This window comes from Microbacterium sp. LMI1-1-1.1, from assembly GCF_040815675.1.
Classification (GTDB): Bacteria; Actinomycetota; Actinomycetes; order Actinomycetales; family Microbacteriaceae; genus Microbacterium.
In genome coordinates, this window is record NZ_JBFPNN010000008.1 from 424,103 (window position 1) to 446,864 (window position 22,762).

Here is a 22,762-nt window from a genome sequence, read left to right on the forward strand (position 1 = left end):
GCACGGCGTTTCCCCCCCGCGCGGAGCGTTTACTGACGGCAGGTCAGACGTCGAGCACGAGGGCGGAGCCGGGCGCGGCGCGCGAGACGCACGTGTAGATCACGCGCGAGTCCTCGTCCGTCGTCAGCGAGTCGCGGTGCTCCACGGCGCCGTCCAGGACGGGCACGGCGCACGAGCCGCACACCCCGCGCAGGCACGACCCCTCCACGGGCACCCCGGCGCCCTGCAGCGTCTCCCGCAGCGACCGCTCGGCCGGCACCTCCACCGTCACGCCGGAGCGGGCGGCGGTGGCGGTGAACGCCTCGGTCGGCCCGAACGCGCGCCGGCGCGGCTCGAAACGCTCCAGATGGATGCCGGACCCTTCCGGCAGCGTCGGAGCGAGGGCGAGCAGCGCGTCGGTGAAGGCCGCGGGTCCGCACGCGTAGACGCCGGTGCCCGGGGCGATCCCGGCGAGGACGGCGGCGAGGTCGAGCCGTCCGTCCTCCCCGCTGACGTGCACTCGTGCCCGGTCGCCGAGGGCGGCGATCTCGTCGGCGAAGGCCACGTCCGCCCGCGTCCTCGCCGCGACGATCATGCGCCAGTCGCCCCCGGTGGATGCCAGGTGTCGCGCCATCGCCAGGATCGGGGTCACGCCGATCCCGGCCGCGAGGAGCAGGTGGGCCGGGGCGTCGCCGAGGGCGAAGAGGTTGCGGGGCGGCCGGACCCACACGGTGCTCCCCGTCCGGAGGAAGGTGTGGATGTAGTGCGAGCCGCCGCGGGAGAGCTGCTCGCGGCGGACGGCGATGCGGTACGACGTCGTGTCGGCGGGGTCGCCGCACAGCGAGTACTGCCGCTCGTGGCGGGTGATCAGCTGGAGGTCGACGTGGGCGCCGGGCTGCCACGCGGGCAGCGGCGAGCCGTCGGGATGCGCGAGGCGGATGCTGAGGATGTCGGGCGTCTCCCGCGTGATCTCGCGGACGACGAGGGGCAGGAGTCCGGTGCGGGTGCGCACTCAGTACAGCGCCCGGTACGCGCCGGACATCGCCTCGTCGATGACGTCGCCGACCTCCGGGTCCCACCCGGAGGTGCTCGCCCAGATCTGCCCGGACGTCGGCACCTGCGTCGCGAGGTCCTGCATCTCGGCATCCCACAGCCCGCCGCGCAGCAGCGCCCGCCCGCAGTGGAGATACACCTGCTCGATGCGGAGGACGATGGCCAGGTCGGGCACGGTGTGGTCCTGCTCGAGCGCGCGCAGCAGGGTCGGGTCGTCGGTGACGATCGCGGTGCCGTTGATGCGCAGCGTCTCGGTCATCCCGGGCACGAAGCACAGCAGCGCGGCGTGGCCGTTGTCGACGATGTTGCGCATCGAGTCGGCGATCTTGTTCCCGAGCCGGTCGGGGATCACCACGGTGCGGTCGTCGATCGCCCGCACGAAGCCGGGGTAGTCGCCGCGCGGCGAGCAGTCGCACGTGCCGTCGCGGTCCGCGGTGGCCAGCGTGGCGAAGGGGGAGTGGGCGAGGAAGCGCAGGCAGTTCTCGTCGAGGTGATCGGTGATCTTCTGCAGGGACGGCCCCTCGGGCTCGCCCAGCACGCCGCGGATCTCCTCGATCCCGAGCGCGCGGAAACCGGTGGAGAGCATGGCCTCCACGCTATCCCGGCCCTCCGGTCCGCGCTTCGTCGTCCCGGCACAGGATCACGGGTGCGATCTGTGCTCCCCGCACAGGTGTTCCTCGCGCGCGCAGCGACGAGGGGGCGCGGGATGCCGCCAGCTCAGCGCCCCGCGCCGAGGAGGCGGACGCGGCAGGCCAGCTCGACGGCGAACCGCGTGTCGGGGTCGTCGAGGTCGACGTCGAGCTGCTCCCGGACCCGGCGGATGCGGTAGCCCACCGCGTTCGGGTGCAGGTTCAGCTCGCGTCCGGCCTGCGCGAGCGAGTTGCGGTTGCCGAGGTACGACAGCAGCGTCCGCACGGCCGTCGTCGAGCGCTCGGGGCCGAGCGCGTCGAGCGGATGCAGGATGTCGTCGAGCAGGTTGCGGCTCACCGGCGAGGCGTAGAAGTCCAGCAGCAGGCGGCGGAGGCCCGTCACGTCGGTCAGCTCGATGGCATCCAGTCGTCCCGCCGCGATCGCCGAGTCGGCCGCGATCCGGGCCTCGGCGGCGGACTGGCGGAGACCGGCCGCCCCCGTCTGCGGCGTGCCGAGGCCGACGGTGTAGGTCCAGTCGTCGCCGGCGATGCGCCGCGCCTGCGCCTGGATCTGCGTGACGACGTCGCGGAGGCGGCGCTGATGGTCGCCGGCGCCGTGGTCCTCGCTGCTGACGAGGATGACGTCGTCCTGCAGGAACGCGATGTGCCAGAGCTCCGGGCGGTCCTCGATGAGCTGCAGCGTGTGCAGTTCGAGCGCGGCCTCGACGAAGCGCGGGGCGCGCAGGCCCGGGTCGGAGCGGTGCTGCGGGCGGAGCCAGGCCACCGCGTGCGACAGCTGCAGCGGCAGGCCGAGGCGCGCGGCCGGGGCGACGAAGCCGTCCACGCGACCGGACTCGGCGAGGATCAGCTCGACGATGAGGTCCGCACGGGACTGGTTGGGTGCGAAGCGGTCCTGCAGCTGCCGCTGCATCGCCCGCGAGACCAGCGAGGCCACGACCGGCAGGGCGACGGTCGCGGCGGGGTCGCCGGTCTCGGCGACGAGCCGGCCGATCGGGACCTCGCCCACGAACACCGCGTCCGCATCGGTCCACGAGGTGGCGAGGTCCTCCTGCAGGCCCACGCGGATGCCGAGGGCGGTACCGGCCGCGTCGAGGATGGCCGCGACGGCGTCGCCCGCCCCGGCCGCGGCGGCCTCGGTCGCCTTCTTGACCGCGAAGGCCGCGCGGGTCATCGACTCCGCGGCCCCGCCGCTGATGACCCGGTCGATCGTGACCGCCAGGTCGGGGGCGCGCGCGGAGAGCGAGACGAGCACCGGCACCCCGCCGCGGAGAGCGAGGGCCGCGGCGGTCTCGGTCGGGGCGAACCCCGCGGGCATGACGATGCCGGCGAGTCCGCGCGCGCTGGCCTGCCGGACGGCGACGTCCACGAGATAGGGGGCGGGCGGCTCGTCGCCGGCCACGACGGCCAGCGTGCCCGCGGGCAGCGACGGCAGCTCGGCCAGGCTGGTCACGTCCACGCGCTCGATCGTCGTGCCGCCGGTGGGACCCGCGGCGAGCGCGACGCCGAGGCGCTCGGCCTGCGCGAGGAGGTCGGTGGTGGTGAGTTGTGCCACGCGCACAATCTACGCCGATTCCCTGTCGCGCGGGCACATTGTCGCTCGCTGACGGGGTGCTTAGGGTCGTGTCATGGCATCCCCGTCCCTCACCTCGTCGCCCTCGGCGCGCACGGCCGCGCACGTCACGGCGGACGACATCGCGGCCCTCGCCGCCGGCGCCGCCATCTTCGGCACGGGCGGCGGCGGGGCCGTCTACACGTCGCAGCAGATCACCGAGCGGGCGATCCGCGAGCACGGCCCGGTCCGGCTGCTGTCGCTGGACGACCTGGGTCCCGACGACGCCGTCATCATGATGAGCGGGATCGGCGCCCCGACGGTGGGCATCGAGATGCTCGCCTCGACGGACCAGGTCGAGACGCTGCTGCGCGAGGCCGAGCGCGTCGCCGGACGCCGGATCACCGCGATCATGCCCGCGGAGATCGGCGGCAGCAACGGCGTCTCGCCCGCCGGGTGGGCCGCCCGCCTGGGCGTCGCCCTGCTGGACGCCGACGGCATGGGCCGCGCGTTCCCCGAGGCGACCATGATCTCCACGAACGTCGCGGGGGTCCCGTGCGCGTTCGCCGTGCTGAGCGACGTCGTCGGCAACGTCGTCACGCTCCGCACGGTCGACCTCGGCTGGCTGGAGCGCCACGCTCGCGCGGTCACCGTCGCCGCCGGCGGCATCTGCCTCGGCGCCCACTACCTGCTCACCGCGCAGACCGCCCGCGGCGCGGTCATCCCGGGCACCGTCAGCACGGCCATCCGGGTCGGGCGGGCCCTCCTCGAGGCCTCGGACCCCGTCCCCGCCATCGCGGCCGAGCTCGACGCGGACGTCCTCATCTCGGGCAAGGTCGTCGACGTCTCCCGGCGCACCGAGGGCGGCTTCGTCCGCGGGTCGATCACGATCGCCGGGATCGGCGACGACCGCGGGCGCCTCCAGCGGGTCGAGCTGCGCAACGAGAACCTCGTCGTCCTCGAGGACGGGGAGGTCCTGGCGACCGTGCCCGACCTCATCACGGTCGTCGACCTCGAGACGGGGCACGCCATCTCGACCGAGATGCTCCGCTACGGCCAGCGCGTCTCGGTCCTGGCCTGGGCGTGCGACCCCCTGTGGCGCACCGAGCGCGGCCTCGAGCTCGCCGGCCCGCGCGCCTTCGGCTACGACCTGCCCTACGTCCCCTTCGAGCGGAAGGACGCGCGATGAGCGCCGTTCGCGACCTGTCCATCGGCGTCGACGTCGGCGGCACGAACACCGATGCGGTCGTCGTGGATGCCACCGGCTCCGTCATCGCGTTCACGAAGCAGCCCACGACGGAGGACGTCATCGGCGGCATCCGGGCCGGGATCGGCGCCGTCCTCGACCAGCTGGGCGAGGACCGCGACCGGGTGTCGCGCGTCATGCTCGGGACGACGCACGCGACCAACGCCATCGTGGCCCGGCGCGGGCTGGACCGGGTCGCACTCGTGCGCCTGGGCGCCCCGGCCGCGACCGAGTGGCCGCCGCTGACCGGCTGGCCTGCGGACCTGTCGGAGCGCGTCCTGGCCGGAGCGGCGATGCTGGGCGGCGGCCACATGGTCGACGGCACCCCCATCTCGCCGCTGGACCGCGACGGCATCCGGCGCTTCCTCGACGGACTCGGCGGCGCGTTCGACAGCGTCGCCGTGTGCGGCATCTTCAGCCCCTCCTCGCCCGAGCAGGAGCGCGAGGTCGAGCAGCTCGTCCACGACCACCTCGGCACCGCGACCCCCGTCTTCCTCAGTCAGGAGATCGGCCCGGACGGCCTGCTGGAGCGCGAGAACGCGACCGTGCTGAACGCGGCGCTGCGCGGGGTGGCATCCGATGTCACCCGCGCCCTCGTGGATGTCGTCGCCGAGAAGGGGCTCGATGTCGCCACCTTCTTCGCGCAGAACGACGGCACCCTCATGTCGCTCGACTACGCCGTGCGGTACCCCGTGCTCACCATCGGGTCGGGCCCCGCGAACTCCATTCGCGGGGCGGCCTTCCTGTCCGGTGCCGCGAACGCGATCGTCGTCGACGTCGGCGGCACGACGAGCGACCTCGGCGTCCTCGTCGACGGCTTCCCCCGCGAGTCCACGCTCCCGCGCGACATCGGCGGGGTGCGGACGAACTTCCGGATGCCGGACATCCTGAGCCTCGGGATCGGCGGCGGCACCGTCATCGACCCGCGCACCGGGGCGGTCGGCCCGCGGTCGGTCGGCTACCGCATCGCACAGGAGGCCCTCCTGTTCGGCGGGTCGACCCCGACGCTCACCGACGCCGCGGCCGCGGCCGGGTACGGCATCGCCGGTCGGTCGCTGCCCCCGCTCACCGCCGGTCGGCGCGACGCGCTCGCCGCGGGGCTCGCCCGGGCGCACGAGCGGATCGAGGAGGCGGTGGAGCGGCTCTCGCTCGGCCGCGTCGACCTGCCGCTCGTCGTCGTCGGCGGCGGGGCGATGCTCGTCCCCGACGACCTGCCGGGGGCCGGCCCCGTCCTGCGGCCGGACCGCGCGGAGGTGGCCAACGCCGTCGGTGCGGCCATCTCGCTCGCGGGCGGCCGCGCGGATCAGATCTCCGACGCCGAGGACCGCGACGCCGCGATCGCGGCCGCGTCCGAGGCGGCGATCGCCAAGGCCATCCAGGCGGGCGCGGACCCCCTCGCCGTCGAGATCGTCGACGTCCTCGAGACGTCGCTGTCGTACACCGCGCGTCCCACCATCAAGGTCTCCGTCAAGGCGGCGGGGCCCCTGAGTCACCTGGCAGCGCCCCTCCCGGCGCGGTGACACCCGCACCACACCCGAAGCACCACCCGCAGCACCGCACCACCGGCAGCACCACGCTTCACCCGAGAAAAGGAGCAAGGCAATGAAACGCAGCAGCATCGTCCCGGCCGCGGCCGGGGCCACCCTCCTCGCGCTGACACTGGCGTCCTGCGCGGGATCCGACGGCGGCGGCGGCGACGCCTCCGGCGAGTACGTCTCCGGCGGCACCTTCGTCAAGGCGATCAGCGACGACCCGGGCGACCTCGACCCGATGAAGGCCGTGTCGCCCGACACCTTCGACGTCGTCACGATCGCGTACGAGTCGCTCATCTACGTCACCCCCGACGGGGAGTACGAGCCCTGGCTCGCCGAGAGCTGGACCGACGAGGGGACGTCGGCCACCTTCACGCTCAAGGACGGGATCACCTGCGCCGACGGTTCGGAGTTCACCGGCCAGACGGTCGCCGACAACCTCAACTACAACGCCGACCCCGCCAACGCGACCTTCTCGTACGGCACGGTCATCACCGAGGCGGTCTCCGCGACCGCCGAGGGGAACGTGGTCACCGTGACCAGCACGGTCAACGACCCGTTCCTCTCCACGAACCTCGGCTCGATCATGATGGTCTGCGACGCGGGCCTCGCCGACATCCCGTCGCTGTCGGACGCCACGAACGGCACCGGCATGTTCCAGCTCAGCGAGGCGCGCGCCGGCGACGCCTACGTCTTCACCAAGCGCGACGGGTACACGTGGGGCCCGTACGACGTCACGAGCGACACCGAGGGCCTGCCCGACACGATCGAGGCGCGCATCGTCTCGGATCAGAGCACGGTCACCAACCTGCTGCTGTCGGGCGAGCTGAACTCCGGCGTCGTCACCGGCCCGGACCAGGACCGCCTCGAAGGCGCCGGCCTGGAGTACGCGGGCGTGCGCAACCCCGTCGGCCAGATCCTCTTCAACGAGAAGGAGGGCCGCCCGTTCTCCGACCCGCTCGTGCGTGAGGCGCTGTCCATCGCGATCGACCGCGACGAGGTCGGCCCCGTCATCGCCGGCGCGACGGGCCTGCCGTCGTCCGGGCTCGTGATGAAGACGCCCCTGCTCTGCGTGCAGGACCCGCCCGGATGGACCCTCCCGGACACCGACGTCGACCGCGCCGCCGAGCTGCTGGACGAGGCCGGGTGGACCCTGAACTCCGACGGCATCCGCGAGAAGGACGGCCGGCCGCTCGAGGTGAAGTTCATCTACGACGCGCCCACCGCCTCGCACGCCCCGGCCGCCGAGCTGGTGAAGGAGACGTGGGACGAGCTCGGTGTCGTCACCGAGCTGTCGGCCAACGACGCCGCCGCCTGGTCGGACCAGCTCTACACGAGCTTCGACTGGGACACCGGCTGGGTGCAGATCGCGCCGGGCAGCCCCGTCGTGCTCGACCTGTTCTTTGGCGGGGCCACCCCCGACGAGGGCGGTCTGAACTTCATGTTCGTCGACAACCCCGAGTACAACGCCCTCGCCACCGAGGCCAAGACCGCCGCGCCCGACGAGGCGTGCGGGCTGTGGCAGCAGGCCGAGCGGGAGCTCATCGACCGCTTCGACACGTTCCCGGTGATCGACAACATCCTGCCGAACTACCAGTCCGGCGCCGTGTTCGAGCAGCCGAACTTCCTCAACCCCACCTCGATCCGGATGCTGGGCTGACATGACCGCGACCCCTCCGCCCGCCACCGCCGACCTGGCCGGTGCTCCGACCGCAGCCCTCGCGGTGCGGGCGGAGGGGCGCGGCCGCGGCCCGTCCCTGTCGCCCCGGACCGCGTTCCTCCTCCGCCGGCTCGGGCGCCTGCTCGTCTCGCTGGCCGTGGTGGTCGTGGCATCCTTCTTCCTCATCCACCTCGTCCCGGGCGACCCGGTGCGGGCGGCGCTCGGTATCCAGGCCTCGCCCGAGCTCGTGGCCGCGACACGGGCCGAGCTGGGGCTGGACCAGCCCCTGCCCGCCCAGTTCTTCGACTACATCGCCGGCCTGCTGCGCGGCGACTTCGGCGACTCGATCCGCACCGGCCGCCCGGTGTCCGAGACGATCGCGCAGCGCTTCCCGGCCACGGTGACGCTCGGCGTCGTCAGCTTCCTCGTCGCCCTCCTCGCCGCGGTCCCGCTCGGGATCGGCGCCGCCGTCGCGCTGCAGCGTCCCGGACGCCGCGTCGCGGACGCCGCGATCTCCGGCATCCTCGGCATGCTCATCGCCGTGCCCGGCTTCCTCCTCGCGGTGGGGCTCATCGCCCTCTTCGCCGTGCAGCTGCAGTGGCTGCCCGCGGCGGGGTGGGGGGACCCGAGGGATGCCGTCCTCCCCTGCTCGCCTTGGCGCTCGGCCCCATGGCCTATCTGGCCCGCATCGTGCAGGTCGAGATGTCGGGGGTCCTCGGGGCCACCTACATGACGACCGCCCGCGCGAAGCGCCTGCCCGGGCGCCTCATCTACCTGCGGCACGCGCTGCCCAACATCATCACGGCCTCGCTGACCGTCAGCGGCCTGCTGCTCAGCGGCATGGTCGCGGGAACCGTGCTCATCGAGACGGTGTTCGCCATCCCCGGGATGGGCGGGGTGATGGTGCCGGCCGTCGGCGCCAAGGACTACCCCATCGTCCAGGGGCTCGTCGTCGTCTACGCGCTCATCATCCTCGGCGTGAACCTCATCGTCGACCTCATCCTCGTGACCGTCGACCCGCGGTCCTCGATCACGGAGGGCTGAGCCATGACCCTGCGCTCCCGTCTGCTCTCGCCCGCCGGCATCGCCGCGTTCGCGGGCACCGCGCTGTTCCTCTTCGTCGCCCTGCTCGGACCGGTGCTCGTCGTCGGCGCGGCCGAGACGTCGAACGTCCCCGAGCGGCTGCTCGCGCCCAGCGCAGCGCACCCGTTCGGCACCGACGACCTCGGTCGCGACATCTTCGCCCGCGTCCTCGTCGCCGCCCGCGTCTCGCTGCTGCTGACCCTCGGGGCGACGCTCGTCTCCACCGTCGGCGGCATCGCGTACGGTCTCGTCGCGGTCATCCTGCCCCGGCACGTCCGGCGTCTCGCGACCGGCCTGCTCGACATCCTCCTCGCCTTCCCGTGGCTGCTCATGGTGCTGTTCTTCACCGTCATCTGGGGCGCCAGCGCGATGAGCGCGATGTTCGCGATCGGGATCTCCGGCATCCCCTTCATGGCCCGTCTCGTCTACAACCTCGCCTCCTCCGTGTCCGGCCGCGACTACGTCCGCGCCGCCCGCGTCGTGGGCGTCGGGCCGTTCGGCATCCTGGTCCGGCACATCCTGCCGAACATCGCCAACCCGCTCTTCGTCAACGCCGCCGCCACCGCGAGCGTGACCCTGCTGTCGTTCGCCGGGCTCTCGTTCCTCGGCCTCGGCGTGCAGGCGCCCGAATACGACTGGGGCCGGCTGCTGCAGGACGGCATCACCCGCATCTACGTCAACCCGCTCGCGGCCATCGGCCCCGGGATCGCCGTCGTCCTCGCCGGCCTGGTCTTCACCTTCGTCAGCGAGGCGCTCGCCGGCGGCGGGAACGGACTCCGGGCCGTGGGACGCCGGGCCGTGGGCGCCGTCGCCCCCCTCCGGCCCGCGGCGTCCCCGGCGCACCGCGCCCCGATCGCCGCGGACGCGCCGATCGCGGAGGTCGCCGACCTGCGCGTCGCGTTCGGCACCGCGGACGGCGGCGAGGTCGAGCGCGTCCGCGGCGTCAGCGTGCGCATCGCCCCCGGCGAGGTCGTGGGCATCGTGGGCGAGTCGGGGTCCGGCAAGTCGCTCACCGCGATGGCGCTCGCCGGGCTGCTCGGCGCCGACGCCCGCATCACGACGACGGCGCACACCTTCCACGGCATCGACATGACGCGGCCCCTCACGGCCGCCGACCGCTCCGTCCTGGGCGTCGAGCTCGGGATGGTCTTCCAGGACCCGCTGACCTCGCTCAACCCCGCCCTCACGATCGGCCGGCAATTGACCGAGGTGCCCGAGGTGCACCTGCGCCTGTCGCGGTCGGAGGCGCGCGAGCACGCCGCCCTGGCCCTGGAATCCGTGGGCATCCCGGACGCGCGTCGCCGGCTGTCGCAGTACCCGCACCAGTTCAGCGGCGGCATGCGCCAGCGCGCCATGATCGGGCAGGCCCTCACCGGCCGCCCGCAGCTGATCATCGCGGACGAGCCGACCACCGCTCTGGACGTGACCGTGCAGCGTCAGGTGATGGGGGTCCTGCGCACCGCTCAGCGCGAGACGGGCGCGGCGATCGTCTTCATCTCGCACGACATCGCGCTCGTGTCGGCGTTCTGCGACCGCGTCCTCGTGATGAAGGACGGGGTCGTCGTGGAGGAGCTCGACGCCCAGCGCATCCGCGAGGACGCGACGCACCCGTACTCGCGGGCGCTCGTGGCGTGCCTGCCCGACATGACGTCCGACCGCACCCGGCCGCTTCCGGTCATCCCGCCGGAGCTGGCCGCGTCCGCGCTCGCCGAGGAGGTGGGGGTGTGAACGCCCTCGAGATCGACCGCCTGTCCGTCCGCTACGGCCGGACCACCGTCGTCGACGACGTCTCGCTCGCGGTGCCGGCGGGACGGACCCTCGGCCTGGTCGGCGAGTCCGGCTCCGGCAAGAGCACCATCGCGGCCGCCGCGGTGGGTCTCGTCCCGCTCGCCGGCGGCGAGATCCGCGTCGGCGGGATCCCCGCCTCGGGGCGCGGCGCGGCGGCGCGCGGCGCCCGCCGGAGCCTGCAGCTGGTGTTCCAGGACCCGTTCTCGGCGCTGGACCCGCGGATGAGCATCGGCGACTCCATCGCGGAGGCGCTGCGGGCCACGGGCCGGTCCTGGTCGCGGGACGCCCGCGTCGCACGGGTGCGGGAGCTGCTCGACCTCGTCCACCTCGATCCCGACCGGGCGGGGGAGCTGCCGGCGGCGTTCTCCGGCGGCCAGCGGCAGCGCATCACGATCGCCCGGGCGCTGGCGGGGGAGCCGTCCGTCCTCATCGCCGACGAGGTCACCAGCGCGCTCGACGTGTCGGTGCAGGGCGCGGTCCTCAACCTGCTGCGGGAGCTGCAGGAGCGGCTGGGCCTGTCGATGCTCTTCATCTCGCACAACCTCGCCGTCGTCCGCTACGTCAGCGACGAGATCGCGGTGATGCGTCACGGCCGCATCGTCGAGTCCGGACCGACGGAGCAGCTGCTCGACGCCCCCGCGGCGCAGTACACGCGGGACCTCCTCGACGCCGTGCCCGTCCTCGGCGTCCGGATGGCGGACGGATGAGCCGCCGGGACGGGCGGGGGAGGGATGCCGTGAACGACACGACCGTCGCGGTCCTCATGGCCGCGGTGTGCGGCGCCGCCGTCGTGGCCGGCGCGGTCGCACGGACGTGAGTACGGCCGCGTCCCCGCCGCCCGGTGACGCGTCGCCCGCGGGCGGGGACGACACCGCCGCGCTCCGCCGGCCCGACGACACCGCCGCGCTCCGCCGGCCCGACGACACCGCCGCGCTCCGCCGGCCCGACGACACCGCCGCGCTCCGCCGGCCCGATGACACCGCCGCGCTCCGCCGACGCGCGGGGGAGCTGGCGGCGCTCTTCGCCAGCGCCCGTGAGCTGGCCGCCGTCCGCGACGCCGACGCCGTGCTGGAGCGGCTGGTCGAACGCGCGCAGGAGCTCCTCGCCGCCGACGTGGCGTACTTGTCGGAGTTCGACGACGGCGACGGCACGCTGCGGGTGCGTCAGACCCGCGGGGTCGTCTCCGGGGCGCTCCGCGACCTCGTCGTTCCCCGTGGGCGCGGTCTCGTCAGCGCCATCGCCGAGTCCCGTCTGCCCCGCGCGGTGCGCCGGTACGACAGCGTCGCGGCGGACCGGCACACGTCCGGCATCGACGCCGCGGTGGCCGCCGAGGGGATCGTGTCGATGCTCGGCGTGCCCCTGCTCTCGGAGGTCCGCGTGCTGGGCGTGCTGTTCGTGGCGATGCGCCGCGAGCGCACCTTCACCCCCGACGACATCGCGCTCCTCGCGGCGCTGGCCGACCACGCGTCGGTCGTGCTGCAGACCGCCGCGGCCCTCGCCGACGCCGAGCTCCAGGCGGAGCGCGCCCGCGCCGCGGCGGCCGCGCTGACCGCGCACGTCGCCGCCCGCGACCGGGCCAATCGCGTCCACCGCGAGCTCGTGGACGCCGTCCTGGCCGGGGGCGGTCTGGCCCCGGTGGCGCGGACGCTCGCGGCGGGGCTCGAGGCCCCGGTCGTCATCATCGACGCCGACGGCGCCGTCCGTGCGAGCGAGGGCGACCGGCCGCCCGACACCGCCGGCCCCGCCGTCCGGGCGGCCGTCGTGCGGAGCAGGGCCGACGGGCGGGCGGTGTGGACCCCGGATGCCGCCCTCGTCACCGCCGTCGCGGCCGGTCCGCGCTCGTTCGGCGCCATCGTCGTGGGGGCGTCCGCACGCGAGCTCGACGACGTGGACCTGCGCACGATCGAGCGTGCCGGTCAGGTGACGGCCCTGCTGGCGCTGTCGGAGGAGGCGGTGGCCGCCGCGGATCATCGCCGGCGGGCGGACCTGCTCGTCGAGCTCGTGACCGCGGCCCCGGCGCGGCGCGCCGATGTCGCGGACGCCCTGCGGAGGTCCGGTGTCGACCTCGGCCGTCTGCGCGCGGCCACCGCGTTCGACGTCGATCGCCTCGGACGGGCGGAGGCCGCGCGCGTGATCGCCCGCGAGCTGGGGGAGGGGGCGCTGGTCGCCGAGCTCGACGGCCTCGTGCTCGCCCTCCACGACGCGCCGTCGGACGCGGCCGTGCGCCGTCGTGTCCGCGCCGCCCTCGACGTCCCGGTGCTGGCCGTGACCACCGGCGGCGCCGACCGCGACCCCGTCCGGGCGACCGCGGACGTCCGTGCGGCCGCGGGCCTGGCCCGCGCGCTGGACCTGACCGACACGCTCGTGCCCGCCGACGACCTGGCGCCCTACGCGGCCACGCTGACGTCGGACCGGCGAGCCCTCTCCGCGTTCCTCGACGGAGCCCTCGGCGCGGTCCGCCGCCACGACGCGGAGCGCGGCAGCGACCTGCTGACGACGCTGCGCGCGTTCGTGCGGAACGGCGCCAGCCCCACGCGCACGGCCCGAGCGCTCACCTTCCACACCAACACGATCCTGCAGCGGCTCGAGAAGCTGGACCGTCTGCTGGAGGACGGCTGGCGGGAGGACGAGCGCTTCTTCCGGCTGTCCACGGCGGTGCGCCTCGACGAGCTGCGGGACCGGCTCGCGGGACAGCGCGATGGGTGACCGGCACATCGCCGGCGGCATCCGGTGTGCTCTGCGTCCGTGTCCGTCGGCCCGCGCCCTTCCTAGCCTCGAGTCGTGGCCGCGACGCGCGCGGCGCCCCGCTCGAGGAGGAGCCCCCGTGTCGACCACCAGCCGCCTGCCCGGACTCCGCGACCACGCCCCCCGGGATCGGCGCCGCCTCGTCGCCGACGCCGCGGGAGTGGACCCCGACGACCTCGCCGCGCTCGACCCCCAGGACGGTCTCACCGTCGCCCGGGCCGACCACATGGTCGAGAACGTCATCGGCATGATCGGCGTACCCGTCGGGGCGGCCACCAACTTCACTGTCGACGCCGTGGACCGCATCGTGCCCATGGCGACAGAGGAGCCGTCCGTCGTCGCCGCGGCCTCCAACGCGGCGCGCATCGCCCGCACGACGGGGGGATTCTCGACCTCGTCCACCGGCGACGTGATGATCGCGCAGATCCAGATCCTGGATGCCGTGGACCCCGAGGGGACGCGCCTGCGTCTCCTCGAGGCGCGCGACGAACTGCTCGCCCTCGCCGACGCCCAGGACCCGGTGCTCGTCTCGTTCGGCGGCGGGGCGCGGGACGTCTCCGTCCGCACGCTCCCCACGCGGACCGGCACCCAGGTCGTCCTGCACCTGCACGTCGACGTCCGGGATGCCATGGGCGCCAACGCGGTCAACACCATGGCGGAGGCGATCGCCCCGCGCGTCGCCGAGATCGCGCGGGCCCGCACGCTGCTGCGGATCCTCACGAACAAGGCCGACCTGCGCCTGACCCGCGCGCGGGCGGTCTTCCCCGCGGACCTCCTCGGCGGCGCGCAGGTCGCCGCCGACATCGAGGCGGCCAGCGCCTTCGCCGAGGCGGACCCGTACCGCGCGGCGACCCACAACAAGGGCATCATGAACGGCATCACCGCCGTCGTGCTCGCCACCGGCAACGACACGCGCGCCGTCGAGGCCGGCTGCCACTCCCACGCCGCCCGCTCCGGGCTCTATCGTGCGCTCTCCCGATTCGAGAGGGATGCCGCCGGCGACATCGTCGGCACCATCGAGGTGCCCCTCGCGGTCGGTCTCGTCGGCGGCGCGACACGTGCGCACCCGGCCGCGCAGGCCGCGGTCCGCCTGCTCGGCGTGACCACCGCGCGGGAGCTCGCCGCGACGATCGCCGCCGTCGGCCTCGCCCAGAACCTCGCCGCGTGCCGGGCGCTCGCCGCCGAGGGCATCCAGCGAGGGCACATGACCCTGCACGCCCGCACGATCGCGGCCAGCGCGGGCGCCGCCGTCGACGAGATCGGCGAGGTCGCGGCGCGCATCGTCGCGGACGGCCGCATCCGCGTGGAGCACGCCCGCGACGTGCTCGCCGAGGTCCGCGCCGCCCGGGTGCCGCGATGAGCGCTCCCGCGCCGCGGTCCCGTCCCGTGGTCGTCCCGAGGGAAGGGATGCCGGCCGAGGTCACCGTCTTCGAGGTCGGTCCGCGCGACGGCCTCCAGGCCGAGACCGACGTCGTCCCCACGGCCGTCAAGGCGGAGCTGTGCGCCCGGCTCTACGCCGCCGGGGTCCGCGCGCTGGAGGTCACGAGCTTCGTGCCCCCGTCGTGGGTGCCGCAGCTGGCGGACGCGTCGAGCGTGGCGGCATCCCTCGCTCCCCCGCCCGGCGCTCGCGCCGTCGCCCTCGTGCCCAACCGCCGCGGACTCGACGACGCGGTCGGCGCGGGGTTCCGCGAGGTGTCGGTGGTCGTCAGCGCGACCGAGTCGTTCGCCCGGGCCAACCTCAACACCGACCGGGACGGGGCGATCGAGCGCGCCCGCGCGGTGGCCACGGAGGCCGTCGCGGCGGGGCTGGCCGTGCGCGGCTACGTCTCCATGGCCTTCGGCGACCCGTGGGAGGGCGACGTCGACATCGCCGCGGTCCGCGCCGCCGCCGCGGCGCTGCACGACGCGGGATGCCGAACGGTGGCCCTCGGCGACACCATCGGCGTCGCGACCGCCGGGCACGTGGATGCCGTCATCGACGCGGTCGCCGCCGCCGGCGTGCCCCGCACGGCGCTCGCCCTGCACCTGCACGACACATACGGCCAGGCCCTCGCGAACGTGCTCGCCGGACTCCGCGCCGGGGTGACGGAGTTCGACGCGTCCGTCGGCGGGCTCGGCCGCTGCCCCTACGCCCCGGGCGCCACCGGCAACCTCGCGACCGAGGATCTCGTGTGGATGCTCGAGGGCCTCGGCATCCGCACCGGTCTCGACGTCGTCGCCCTCGCCCGCACGAGCGCGTGGCTCGCGGAGAGGCGCGGCCGGCCCCACGCCTCCCGTGTCGCCGCCGCCCTCACCCGCCCCGCCGCCGCCGCTGCCCCGCGGGAAAGCCGTGACTTGTCGCAAATGCACGCCGCGGGGGCTCCTGCGCGTACACATGCGCCCAGTCAGCGCTCCGAGGATGCCCCAGTGGAAGACGATGACGTGTCGCAAATGCACGCCGCGGGGGCTCCTGCGCGTACATCTGCGCCCAGTCAGCGCTCCGAGGATGCCCCATGGGAAGACGATGACGTGTCGCAGATGTACGCCGCGAGGGCTCTCGCGCGTACATCTGCGACAAGTCAGCGCTCCGACGGGGCTTCGCCCGCAACCCCGACGAAGGAGACTTCCGCATGAGCACGCCCCTCGGACCGACCACCGGAGCGCTCGCGGGGGTGCTCGTGCTCGACCTGTCCCGCGTGCTCGCCGGACCGTACGCCGCGCAGATGCTGGCGGACCTGGGCGCGACGGTGATCAAGGTCGAGAACCCGCGCGACCCGGACGTGTCGCGCGGCTTCCCGCCGTACCTCACCGACGGCGACGACGAGTTCAGCGCCTATTACGCGCAGTACAACCGCGGCAAGCTCGGCGTGGGCCTCGACCTCACCGCCCCCGGCGGGACCGCGACCCTGATCGATCTCGTGCGCCGCGCCGATGTGCTGGTCGAGAACTTCCGCCCCGGGACCATGGACAAGCTCGGCGTCGGCTACGACGTGCTGCGCGCGGTCAATCCGCGTCTGGTCTACGTCGCCGTGTCGGGTTACGGCCAGACCGGGTCGCGCAGCCGCCGCCCGGCCTTCGACAACACCGCGCAGGCCGCGGGCGGCATGTGGTCGATGAACGGCTACCCCGGCCAGGAGCCGGTGCGGGTCGGCGTGACCATCGGCGACCTGTCCGCCACGCTGTTCGCCGTGGTCGGCGCCCTCGCCGCCCTCCGCCACGCCGAGCGGACGGGGGAGGGGCAGCTCGTCGACGTCGCGCAGGTCGACAGCGTCCTGGCCCTCACCGAGACGGCCGTCGTCGACTACACGGTGCGCGGCGTGGAGGCGACGCCCTCGGGCAACGAGCACGCCTGGGTGCGCCCGTACGAGCTGTTCGACTGCGCCGACGGCCAGGTGTTCTTCGGCGCGTACACCGACAAGCTGTGGCGGGCCAGCTGCGCGCTCTTCGGCACGCCCGAGGTCGCGGACGACCCCGAAATCGACACGATGCGCAAGCGCTTCGAGCCCGACGTGTACGCCCGCCGGGTCAAGCCCGTCGTCGCGGGGTGGCTCGCGGACCGGACGAAGGCCGAGCTGGAGGCCCTCGCCGGCGATGTCATCCCGCTCACGGCGATCAAGACGATCGGCGAGGTCGTCGACGACCCGGGCACCGCCGAGCGCGACATGATCGTCGACGCCGACTACGGCCCCCTCGGCATCCTGCGCATGTTCGGTCAGCCCATCAAGCTCAGCGCCACCCCGGCGGACCCCGGCCGCGTCGCCAACCGGCTGGGCGAGCACTCCACGGCGGTCCTCACCGGCATCGCGGGGTACGACGACGAGCGCATCGCAGAGCTCCGGGAATCGGGCGCGGTCGTATGAGCACGACCCGGATGGAGACCCTGGATGCCGCCCGCCCCGAGGCCTACCGCGGCACCTTCGCCCCGCGCGACGCGGTCCTGGCCGACGGCGACCCGCTGCCGCCCGGGTGGGAGGCGGTGTTCTTCCCCTTCGCCGCGCCCCTGAACGACCTCCGGCCCGACGGCACGCCCGCCCGCGACGGCATCCTCCCCGAGACCGACCTGCCCCGTCGCATGTACGCCGGCGAGGACACCGTCTTCGCGGCCGCGCTCCACGTCGGCGACCGGGTGACGCAGACGGCGCGGGCCGGCCGCATCCAGGAGAAGACCGGGGCGAGCGGTCGCCTGGTCTTCGCCGACATCGAGCGCGAGTTCGTCGTCGACGGGGAGGTGCGGGTGCGGTCGGTGTGGCACGACGTCTTCCTGGAGCAGGCCGCCGGTCCCGGCCGGCCGCCGCTCACCGACCCGCTCGCGGCGGCGGAGGCCGCCTGGGTAGAGGAGGTCCATCTCGACGCGCGGCAGCTCTTCCGCTTCTCCGCGCTGACGTTCAACACCCACCTCGTGCACTACGACCGGCGGTGGGCGCAGGAGGTCGAGGGACTCGACGACCTGCTCGTGCACGGCCCGCTGCTGCGGCTGCTGATGGTCGACGCCGCGTGGCGGCGGACCCCCGACCGACGCGTGCGTGCGCTGCGCGTGCGGATGACGGCACCCGCGTTCGTGGACACGACCCTGCGGCTGTGCGGCGACGCCGACGCGACGCGGGTCGTCGCCCTCGGTCCGGGCGACGTGGTGCTCGCGACGGCGGAGATCGACGCCGCGCCCGCCGTCAGTCCAGGCGGGAGTGCTCGCTGAGGCGGTGCCAGGTGCGGTTGTGGTAGACCAGCGCGTCGCCCGGTGCGCCCGGCTCGAGGTCGCGTTCGACGTCGACCTGCAGGGCCTGGGCGGCGATGACCGTCGAGCCGCCGGCATCCATCCGGCTGACGATCCGGCAGCGCAGCCACGCCCGCACCCCGTGGTAGACCGGCTCGCCCGTGGGCAGGCGGGACCAGGCGTCGGCGTCGGCGAAACGGTCGATGCCGCTCGTCGCGCCGGCGCGGGCGAGGGAGATGTCCTCGGCGTCGAGCAGGTGCACGACGATCGTGTCGGCGGCGATGATCGTGGGCGTCGCCGACGAGATCGCGGAGACCGAGAAGATGAGCAGCGGCGGGTCGGCGCTCACTGACGACACCGACGAGGCGGTCAGCGCGACGGGCCCGTTCTCGCCGTAGGCGGTGATGACGGCGACACCGCCGGGGTGTCCGCGGAACGCACGCTTGAAGTCGTCCGCGGACACCGTGGTGCCGATGGCGGGAGTGCTCTCGTCGTGCGCGTGCGGTAGCGAGGTCATGTCTACGACGGTACGCGCTGTCGGCGGCCGCGGCTCCCCGGGACGAAACACTCCGACACGCGCGGGTCCCCCCTGGCGATAAACGCTCCGTGCACCGAGGAACGCGCGCACCCGGCGTTTCTCGGTGCAGCGAGCGTTTATCGGCGGGAGGGAACGCATGCAGAGAACGAGGAACGGACCCGGGATGCCATGGCACCCAGGGTCCGTCCGAGACCGACGACGGCTCAGCTGAGCAGCGGCACCGCTCCGACGAGCACGCCGACGGCGAGCATCACCAGCGACACGATCGTCGCGCGCCACAGCACCTTCTTGTGGTGGTCGCCGAGGTTCACCCCGGCCAGCGACACGAGCAGCAGGATCGCGGGGACCAGCGGGCTCTGCAGGTGCACGGGCTGTCCGGTGATCGACGCGCGGGCCATCTCGACCGGCTCGATGCCGTACGCGGTGGCGCTCTCGGCGAGGACCGGGAGGATGCCGAAGTAGAACGCGTCGTTCGACATGAAGAACGTGAACGGGATCGACAGCACACCGGTGATGACGGCGAGGAACGGGCCGAGCGACGACGGGATCACCTGCGTGATCCACTCCGCCATGGCCGTGACCATGCCGGTGCCGTTCAGGACGCCGACGAGCACGCCGGCGGCGAGCACCATCGAGACCACGCCGACGATGCTCGGCGCGTGCGCCACGATCTCGTCGGCCTGCGACCGGAGCTTCGGGAAGTTCACGATGAGGGCGACCGACGCGCCGACCATGAAGACGAAGGCGAGCGGGAAGAGGTCCATCACGAGCAGGACCATCACGGCGAGGGTCAGCGCGAGGTTGAACCAGATGAGCTTCGGGCGGAGCGTCGCGCGGTTCGGGTCGAGCATCGTGTCGGCCATCGCGGTGTCGGACGCCTCCACCAGCTCCGGGGCGGCGACGGCGCCGCGGCCACCGCGGACGGTGACGATGTTGCCCGTGCGCAGCGAGGCGAGGGCGCCCGGCTTGTGCTCGGCGCCGCGGAAGATCCTCGGGGCGCCGAGGCGTCCGAAGCCGCCGGGGCCGTCGAGCTTCGAGGTGTCGACCGAGCCGGCCAGGCGACGGCGCTCGGACAGGCCGAGGAACCAGGCGAACGCCAGCGCGACGACCAGGCCCGCGCCCAGCGAGGGCAGCATCGGGACGAACACGTCGGTGGGCTGGAGGCCCAGGGCGGTGGCGGCGCGGACGGTCGGACCGCCCCACGGGACGATGTTCAGCGTGCCGTTCATCAGACCCGCGACGCACGTCAGCACGACCGGGCTCATCCCGAGGCGCAGGTAGATGGGCAGCATCGCGGACGTGGTGATGATGAACGTCGTCGACCCGTCGCCGTCCAGCGAGACCGCGCCGGCGAGGATCGCGGTGCCGAGCACCACCTTGGCGGGGTCGTCGCCGAGCAGGCGGGTGATGACGCGGATGAGCGGGTCGAACAGGCCGACGTCGATCATGATGCCGAAGTACATGATCGCGAACATCAGCAGCGCGGCGGTGGGCGCCATGTTGCCGATCGCGTCGATGACCATGTCGCCGATGCCGAACCCGGCGCCGGCGATCAGCCCGAAGATCGTGGGCACCACGATGAGCGCGACCATCGGGGTCAGGCGCCGCGTCATGATCAGGGCCATGAACGACAGAATCATGAGGAAGCCCAGGGCGACGAGCACGCCGTCGGCGGGCGTGTAGGCCACCGGGTACTCGACGGCCTCGGCCGAGAGGATGAGGGGGGTCATCGCGACTCCTTCGTCGTGGACGGGCGCGAGCGTCGCGCATCGATCTCCGGATGCTAGGGATGCCGCTCCCTCCCGCGCGCGCTTGCTCGCATTGCTCCGCGTTATGCGCGTACCGTGTGTTCTGCGCATTTCGCGCAGCGCCGGCGACGGCCGCGACCCGCCGACCGGAGGAGGTGCCCCGTGCGATTCGCCACGCGGATGCTCGTGGTGCAGGTGGCCACGCAGATCGTCGTCGTCGCGGTCTGCGCCGCCGTCTTCAGCTGGCTCGGGGTCCAGCAGCTGCGCGCCGAGGCGGATTCGTCCGCGCTGAACATCGCCCGCTCGGTCGCCGACTCGCCCCAGGTGCGCGCGCTCGTCGCCGACTTCTCCGCCGACCCGGGCACGCCCGACCCGGCGGATCTGCGCGACGGCGTCCTGCAGGAGTACGCCGCCGACGTCACCGACCGCACCGCGGGGCTCTTCGTCGTCATCACCGACGACCACGGCATCCGTCTCGCCCATCCCGATCCGAACCGCCTCGGGCAGGTGGTGAGCACGAGCTTCGCGGACGCGCTCGCCGGACGCGAGGTCGTGACCTGGGAGACGGGGACGCTCGGCGAGTCCGCGCGGGCGAAGGTGCCGGTCTACCCGCCCGACGGCGACGTGCCCGTCGGCGAGGTGAGCGTCGGGTTCGAGCGGGCGAGCGTGTTCGACGACCTGCCCGCGCTCCTCGGCGGCATCGCCGTCGCGGTCCTCGCCGCCGTCGGCATCGGCGCCGTCGTCGCTTTCCTCATGCGCCGGCGCCTCGAACGGCTCACCCTCGGCGTGCAGCCCGAGGAGCTCGTCGCGCTCGTGCAGACCCAGACCGCCGTGCTCGAGAGCGCCGACGAGGGCGTGGTGGCCATCGACGACGCGGGCGTCGTCCGCGTGTGGACCGCCCCGGCCGAGCGGCTGCTCGGGCGCGCCGACGCCGTCGGTCGGCCCGTCGCCGAGCTCGGCCTCCCCGCCGCCGTCGCCGCGGCCCTCCGCGAGGACGGCGCCGAGTCCGGGCTCCCGGTCGGCGAGCGCGTCGTGTTCATCGACGTCCGCCCGGTGCGCCGCGGCGGACGCCGGCTCGGCCGCGTCGCCGTCGTCCGCGACCGGACCGACGTCGCCGCCCTGTCCGGGCGGCTGGACAGCGTCCGCGCCCTCGGCGACGCCCTCCGCGTGCAGCGCCACGAGAACGCCAACCGGGTGCATGCGGCGGTCGGACTCCTGGATGCCGGACGCACCGACGAGGCGCGGGCCTTCCTGGCCGAGCTGGTCGATCGCGGCTCCGTCGACTGGGCCGTCCCCGGGATCGACCTCGTCGGCGACGCCATGCTGCAGTCCTTCCTCGGGGCGAAGGCGCTGTCCGCGCGAGAGCGCGGCGTCGCGCTGCGGGTCGCGGACGACACCTGGCTCCGCGGCACCGTCGACGACGTGGAGGACGTCGTCGCCGTGCTCGGCAACCTCATCGACAACGCCGTGACCGCGGCGGCATCCGGTCCCTCCCCGCGCGAGGTCGAGGTCGCCGTGCTCGGCGACGCCGACGCGGTCGTGCTCACCGTCGCGGACACCGGCGGCGGGATCGCCGACGTCGACGCGGCCTTCGCCCGGCAGGCGGACCGGGACGACGACGGGGACGCCGTCCACGGCCGCGGGATCGGCCTTCCGCTCTCGCGCGAGTTCGCCCGGCGGCGCGGCGGCGACGTCTGGATCGCCGACCCGGGCGGCGACGGCCACGGCGCCGTCGTCGCCGCACGCCTGCCCGGTGTGCTCACCCGACCGTCCGAGGAGGACGCATGACCGACATCCGCGTCCTCGTCGTCGACGACGACTACCGCGTCGCCGGACTGCACCGCGACGCCGTGGCATCCCGTCCCGGATTCACCGCTCTCGACCCGGCCCGCACGGTGGGGGAGGCGCGCGCGGCGCTCGCCGCCCACGCGCCCGACCTGCTGCTCGCCGACGTGTACCTCCCCGACGGGGACGGGATCGAGCTGGTGCGGTCGGCGGGGATCGACGCGTTCGTCCTGTCGGCGGCGACGGATGCCGCGACCGTCCGGCGGGCGTTCGGGGCCGGGGCCCTGGCGTATCTGGTGAAGCCGTTCGACACGCGCGTGCTGGCCGAGCGGCTGGAGCGCTACGCCCGGTACCGCAACCTCCTGTCGTCGACACGGCCGCTCACGCAGGACGACATCGACCGCGCCGCGGCGATGCTCCGCGGCGAGCGGGACGGCGCGTCGATCGCCCGGTCCGCGACCGAGCAGTCCGTGCTCGCGGCGCTCGGCGACGACGAGGCGTCGGCGTCGGAGGTGGCGGAGCGCATCGGGGTCTCGCGCGCCACCGCGCAGCGGCACCTGACAGCGCTCGCGGAGCGGGGCGTCATCCGGGTCGGGCTGCGGTACGGGACGACCGGTCGGCCGGAGCACCGGTTCCGCGCCGGCTGAGCCGGCGTGTCCCCCTTTGTGCAGGTTCTGCCGGCCGGAGTCGCACAAATTGGGACACGCCTGGGGGCG

General features: G+C 74.1%; 19 protein-coding genes. 14 read left to right on the forward strand and 5 right to left on the reverse strand.

The genetic code is table 11. From position 1 onward, the window contains the following. Window positions 1-43: 43 nt before the first annotated feature. From MRBLMI1_RS11560 to MRBLMI1_RS11570, 3 genes are all read right to left on the reverse strand, one after another. Entirely contained in the window at window positions 44-991 is a 948-nt protein-coding gene (locus MRBLMI1_RS11560; protein WP_367732927.1) for a PDR/VanB family oxidoreductase, read from the reverse strand. Beyond that, entirely contained in the window at window positions 992-1,618 is a 627-nt protein-coding gene (locus MRBLMI1_RS11565; RefSeq protein ID WP_367732930.1) for an MSMEG_1061 family FMN-dependent PPOX-type flavoprotein, read from the reverse strand. Window positions 1,619-1,749: 131 nt separating this feature from the next. Next, window positions 1,750-3,234 carry a PucR family transcriptional regulator gene (locus MRBLMI1_RS11570; RefSeq protein WP_367732933.1) on the reverse strand — a complete coding sequence of 495 codons (1,485 nt, stop codon included), beginning with the start codon at window positions 3,232-3,234 and terminating at the stop codon, window positions 1,750-1,752. 73 nt (window positions 3,235-3,307) lie between these two features. Here MRBLMI1_RS11570 and MRBLMI1_RS11575 point away from each other — a divergent pair, with 73 nt between their 5' ends. From MRBLMI1_RS11575 to MRBLMI1_RS11630, 12 genes are all read left to right on the forward strand, one after another. Next, window positions 3,308-4,420 carry a DUF917 domain-containing protein gene (locus MRBLMI1_RS11575; RefSeq protein ID WP_367732935.1) on the forward strand — a complete coding sequence of 371 codons (1,113 nt, stop codon included), beginning with the start codon at window positions 3,308-3,310 and terminating at the stop codon, window positions 4,418-4,420. Then, a complete protein-coding gene (locus tag MRBLMI1_RS11580) occupies window positions 4,417-5,997 on the forward strand; it encodes a hydantoinase/oxoprolinase N-terminal domain-containing protein (RefSeq protein WP_367732937.1) in 1,581 nt (526 codons plus the stop codon). The genes MRBLMI1_RS11575 and MRBLMI1_RS11580 overlap by 4 nt, the downstream gene beginning before the upstream one ends. A gap of 82 nt (window positions 5,998-6,079) precedes the next feature. Then, window positions 6,080-7,669 carry an ABC transporter substrate-binding protein gene (locus MRBLMI1_RS11585; RefSeq protein ID WP_367732939.1) on the forward strand — a complete coding sequence of 530 codons (1,590 nt, stop codon included), beginning with the start codon at window positions 6,080-6,082 and terminating at the stop codon, window positions 7,667-7,669. Window position 7,670: 1 nt separating this feature from the next. Next, window positions 7,671-8,402 (forward strand): ABC transporter permease, encoded by a 732-nt coding sequence (locus MRBLMI1_RS11590; RefSeq protein WP_367732941.1) that lies wholly within the window; start codon window positions 7,671-7,673, stop codon window positions 8,400-8,402. Next, window positions 8,372-8,713, forward strand: a complete 342-nt coding sequence (locus MRBLMI1_RS11595) for an ABC transporter permease subunit (RefSeq protein ID WP_367733684.1) — start codon at window positions 8,372-8,374, stop codon at window positions 8,711-8,713. The genes MRBLMI1_RS11590 and MRBLMI1_RS11595 overlap by 31 nt, the downstream gene beginning before the upstream one ends. A 3-nt stretch (window positions 8,714-8,716) precedes the next feature. Continuing rightward, the gene (locus MRBLMI1_RS11600) at window positions 8,717-10,480 is read left to right on the forward strand and encodes a dipeptide/oligopeptide/nickel ABC transporter permease/ATP-binding protein (protein ID WP_367732943.1); all 1,764 of its coding nucleotides are present in this window, start codon (window positions 8,717-8,719) and stop codon (window positions 10,478-10,480) included. Further along, a complete protein-coding gene (locus MRBLMI1_RS11605; RefSeq protein WP_367732945.1) occupies window positions 10,477-11,247 on the forward strand; it encodes an ABC transporter ATP-binding protein in 771 nt (256 codons plus the stop codon). The genes MRBLMI1_RS11600 and MRBLMI1_RS11605 overlap by 4 nt, the downstream gene beginning before the upstream one ends. A gap of 106 nt (window positions 11,248-11,353) precedes the next feature. Continuing rightward, window positions 11,354-13,246: a helix-turn-helix domain-containing protein gene (locus MRBLMI1_RS11610; protein WP_367732947.1), complete on the forward strand. Its 1,893-nt coding sequence runs from the start codon at window positions 11,354-11,356 to the stop codon at window positions 13,244-13,246. A gap of 118 nt (window positions 13,247-13,364) precedes the next feature. Next, on the forward strand, window positions 13,365-14,645 hold the full coding sequence (locus tag MRBLMI1_RS11615) for a hydroxymethylglutaryl-CoA reductase, degradative (RefSeq protein WP_367732949.1): 1,281 nt from the start codon (window positions 13,365-13,367) through the stop codon (window positions 14,643-14,645). Beyond that, complete coding sequence (locus MRBLMI1_RS11620; protein ID WP_367732951.1) at window positions 14,642-15,898, forward strand: hydroxymethylglutaryl-CoA lyase; 1,257 nt, start codon at window positions 14,642-14,644, stop codon at window positions 15,896-15,898. The genes MRBLMI1_RS11615 and MRBLMI1_RS11620 overlap by 4 nt, the downstream gene beginning before the upstream one ends. Then, on the forward strand, window positions 15,895-17,124 hold the full coding sequence (locus MRBLMI1_RS11625) for a CaiB/BaiF CoA transferase family protein (protein WP_367732953.1): 1,230 nt from the start codon (window positions 15,895-15,897) through the stop codon (window positions 17,122-17,124). Before MRBLMI1_RS11620 ends, MRBLMI1_RS11625 begins: the two co-directional genes overlap by 4 nt. Next, complete coding sequence (locus MRBLMI1_RS11630; protein ID WP_367732955.1) at window positions 17,121-17,957, forward strand: hypothetical protein; 837 nt, start codon at window positions 17,121-17,123, stop codon at window positions 17,955-17,957. Before MRBLMI1_RS11625 ends, MRBLMI1_RS11630 begins: the two co-directional genes overlap by 4 nt. On the opposite strand, the gene MRBLMI1_RS11635 is transcribed toward MRBLMI1_RS11630, so the two are convergent. Both MRBLMI1_RS11635 and MRBLMI1_RS11640 read right to left on the reverse strand, forming a co-directional pair. Further along, window positions 17,932-18,492 (reverse strand): flavin reductase family protein, encoded by a 561-nt coding sequence (locus MRBLMI1_RS11635; protein ID WP_367732957.1) that lies wholly within the window; start codon window positions 18,490-18,492, stop codon window positions 17,932-17,934. The two genes, MRBLMI1_RS11630 and MRBLMI1_RS11635, sit on opposite strands and share 26 nt — an antisense overlap. Before the next feature lie 224 nt (window positions 18,493-18,716). Next, window positions 18,717-20,243: a CitMHS family transporter gene (locus MRBLMI1_RS11640; RefSeq protein ID WP_367732959.1), complete on the reverse strand. Its 1,527-nt coding sequence runs from the start codon at window positions 20,241-20,243 to the stop codon at window positions 18,717-18,719. A gap of 198 nt (window positions 20,244-20,441) precedes the next feature. Between MRBLMI1_RS11640 and MRBLMI1_RS11645 the strand changes: the two genes are divergently transcribed. Both MRBLMI1_RS11645 and MRBLMI1_RS11650 read left to right on the forward strand, forming a co-directional pair. After that, entirely contained in the window at window positions 20,442-22,049 is a 1,608-nt protein-coding gene (locus tag MRBLMI1_RS11645) for a sensor histidine kinase (RefSeq protein ID WP_367733685.1), read from the forward strand. Beyond that, window positions 22,046-22,693: a response regulator gene (locus MRBLMI1_RS11650; protein ID WP_367732961.1), complete on the forward strand. Its 648-nt coding sequence runs from the start codon at window positions 22,046-22,048 to the stop codon at window positions 22,691-22,693. Before MRBLMI1_RS11645 ends, MRBLMI1_RS11650 begins: the two co-directional genes overlap by 4 nt. The last annotated feature ends 69 nt before the right edge of the window (window positions 22,694-22,762 follow it).

Excerpts from the sequence above, each read along its gene's own strand:
- MRBLMI1_RS11590 (WP_367732941.1), top strand. The coding sequence starts at position 7,671 with ATGACCGCGACCCCTCCGCCCGCCACCGCCGACCTGGCCGGTGCTCCG.
- MRBLMI1_RS11600 (WP_367732943.1), top strand. The coding sequence starts at position 8,717 with ATGACCCTGCGCTCCCGTCTGCTCTCGCCCGCCGGCATCGCCGCGTTC.
- MRBLMI1_RS11640 (WP_367732959.1), bottom strand. The coding sequence starts at position 20,243 with ATGACCCCCCTCATCCTCTCGGCCGAGGCCGTCGAGTACCCGGTGGCC.
- MRBLMI1_RS11630 (WP_367732955.1), top strand. The coding sequence starts at position 17,121 with ATGAGCACGACCCGGATGGAGACCCTGGATGCCGCCCGCCCCGAGGCC.
- MRBLMI1_RS11595 (WP_367733684.1), top strand. The coding sequence starts at position 8,372 with ATGTCGGGGGTCCTCGGGGCCACCTACATGACGACCGCCCGCGCGAAG.
- MRBLMI1_RS11580 (WP_367732937.1), top strand. The coding sequence starts at position 4,417 with ATGAGCGCCGTTCGCGACCTGTCCATCGGCGTCGACGTCGGCGGCACG.
- MRBLMI1_RS11575 (WP_367732935.1), top strand. The coding sequence starts at position 3,308 with ATGGCATCCCCGTCCCTCACCTCGTCGCCCTCGGCGCGCACGGCCGCG.
- MRBLMI1_RS11625 (WP_367732953.1), top strand. The coding sequence starts at position 15,895 with ATGAGCACGCCCCTCGGACCGACCACCGGAGCGCTCGCGGGGGTGCTC.
- MRBLMI1_RS11650 (WP_367732961.1), top strand. The coding sequence starts at position 22,046 with ATGACCGACATCCGCGTCCTCGTCGTCGACGACGACTACCGCGTCGCC.
- MRBLMI1_RS11635 (WP_367732957.1), bottom strand. The coding sequence starts at position 18,492 with ATGACCTCGCTACCGCACGCGCACGACGAGAGCACTCCCGCCATCGGC.
- MRBLMI1_RS11620 (WP_367732951.1), top strand. The coding sequence starts at position 14,642 with ATGAGCGCTCCCGCGCCGCGGTCCCGTCCCGTGGTCGTCCCGAGGGAA.
- MRBLMI1_RS11585 (WP_367732939.1), top strand. The coding sequence starts at position 6,080 with ATGAAACGCAGCAGCATCGTCCCGGCCGCGGCCGGGGCCACCCTCCTC.
- MRBLMI1_RS11645 (WP_367733685.1), top strand. The coding sequence starts at position 20,442 with ATGCTCGTGGTGCAGGTGGCCACGCAGATCGTCGTCGTCGCGGTCTGC.
- MRBLMI1_RS11565 (WP_367732930.1), bottom strand. The coding sequence starts at position 1,618 with ATGCTCTCCACCGGTTTCCGCGCGCTCGGGATCGAGGAGATCCGCGGC.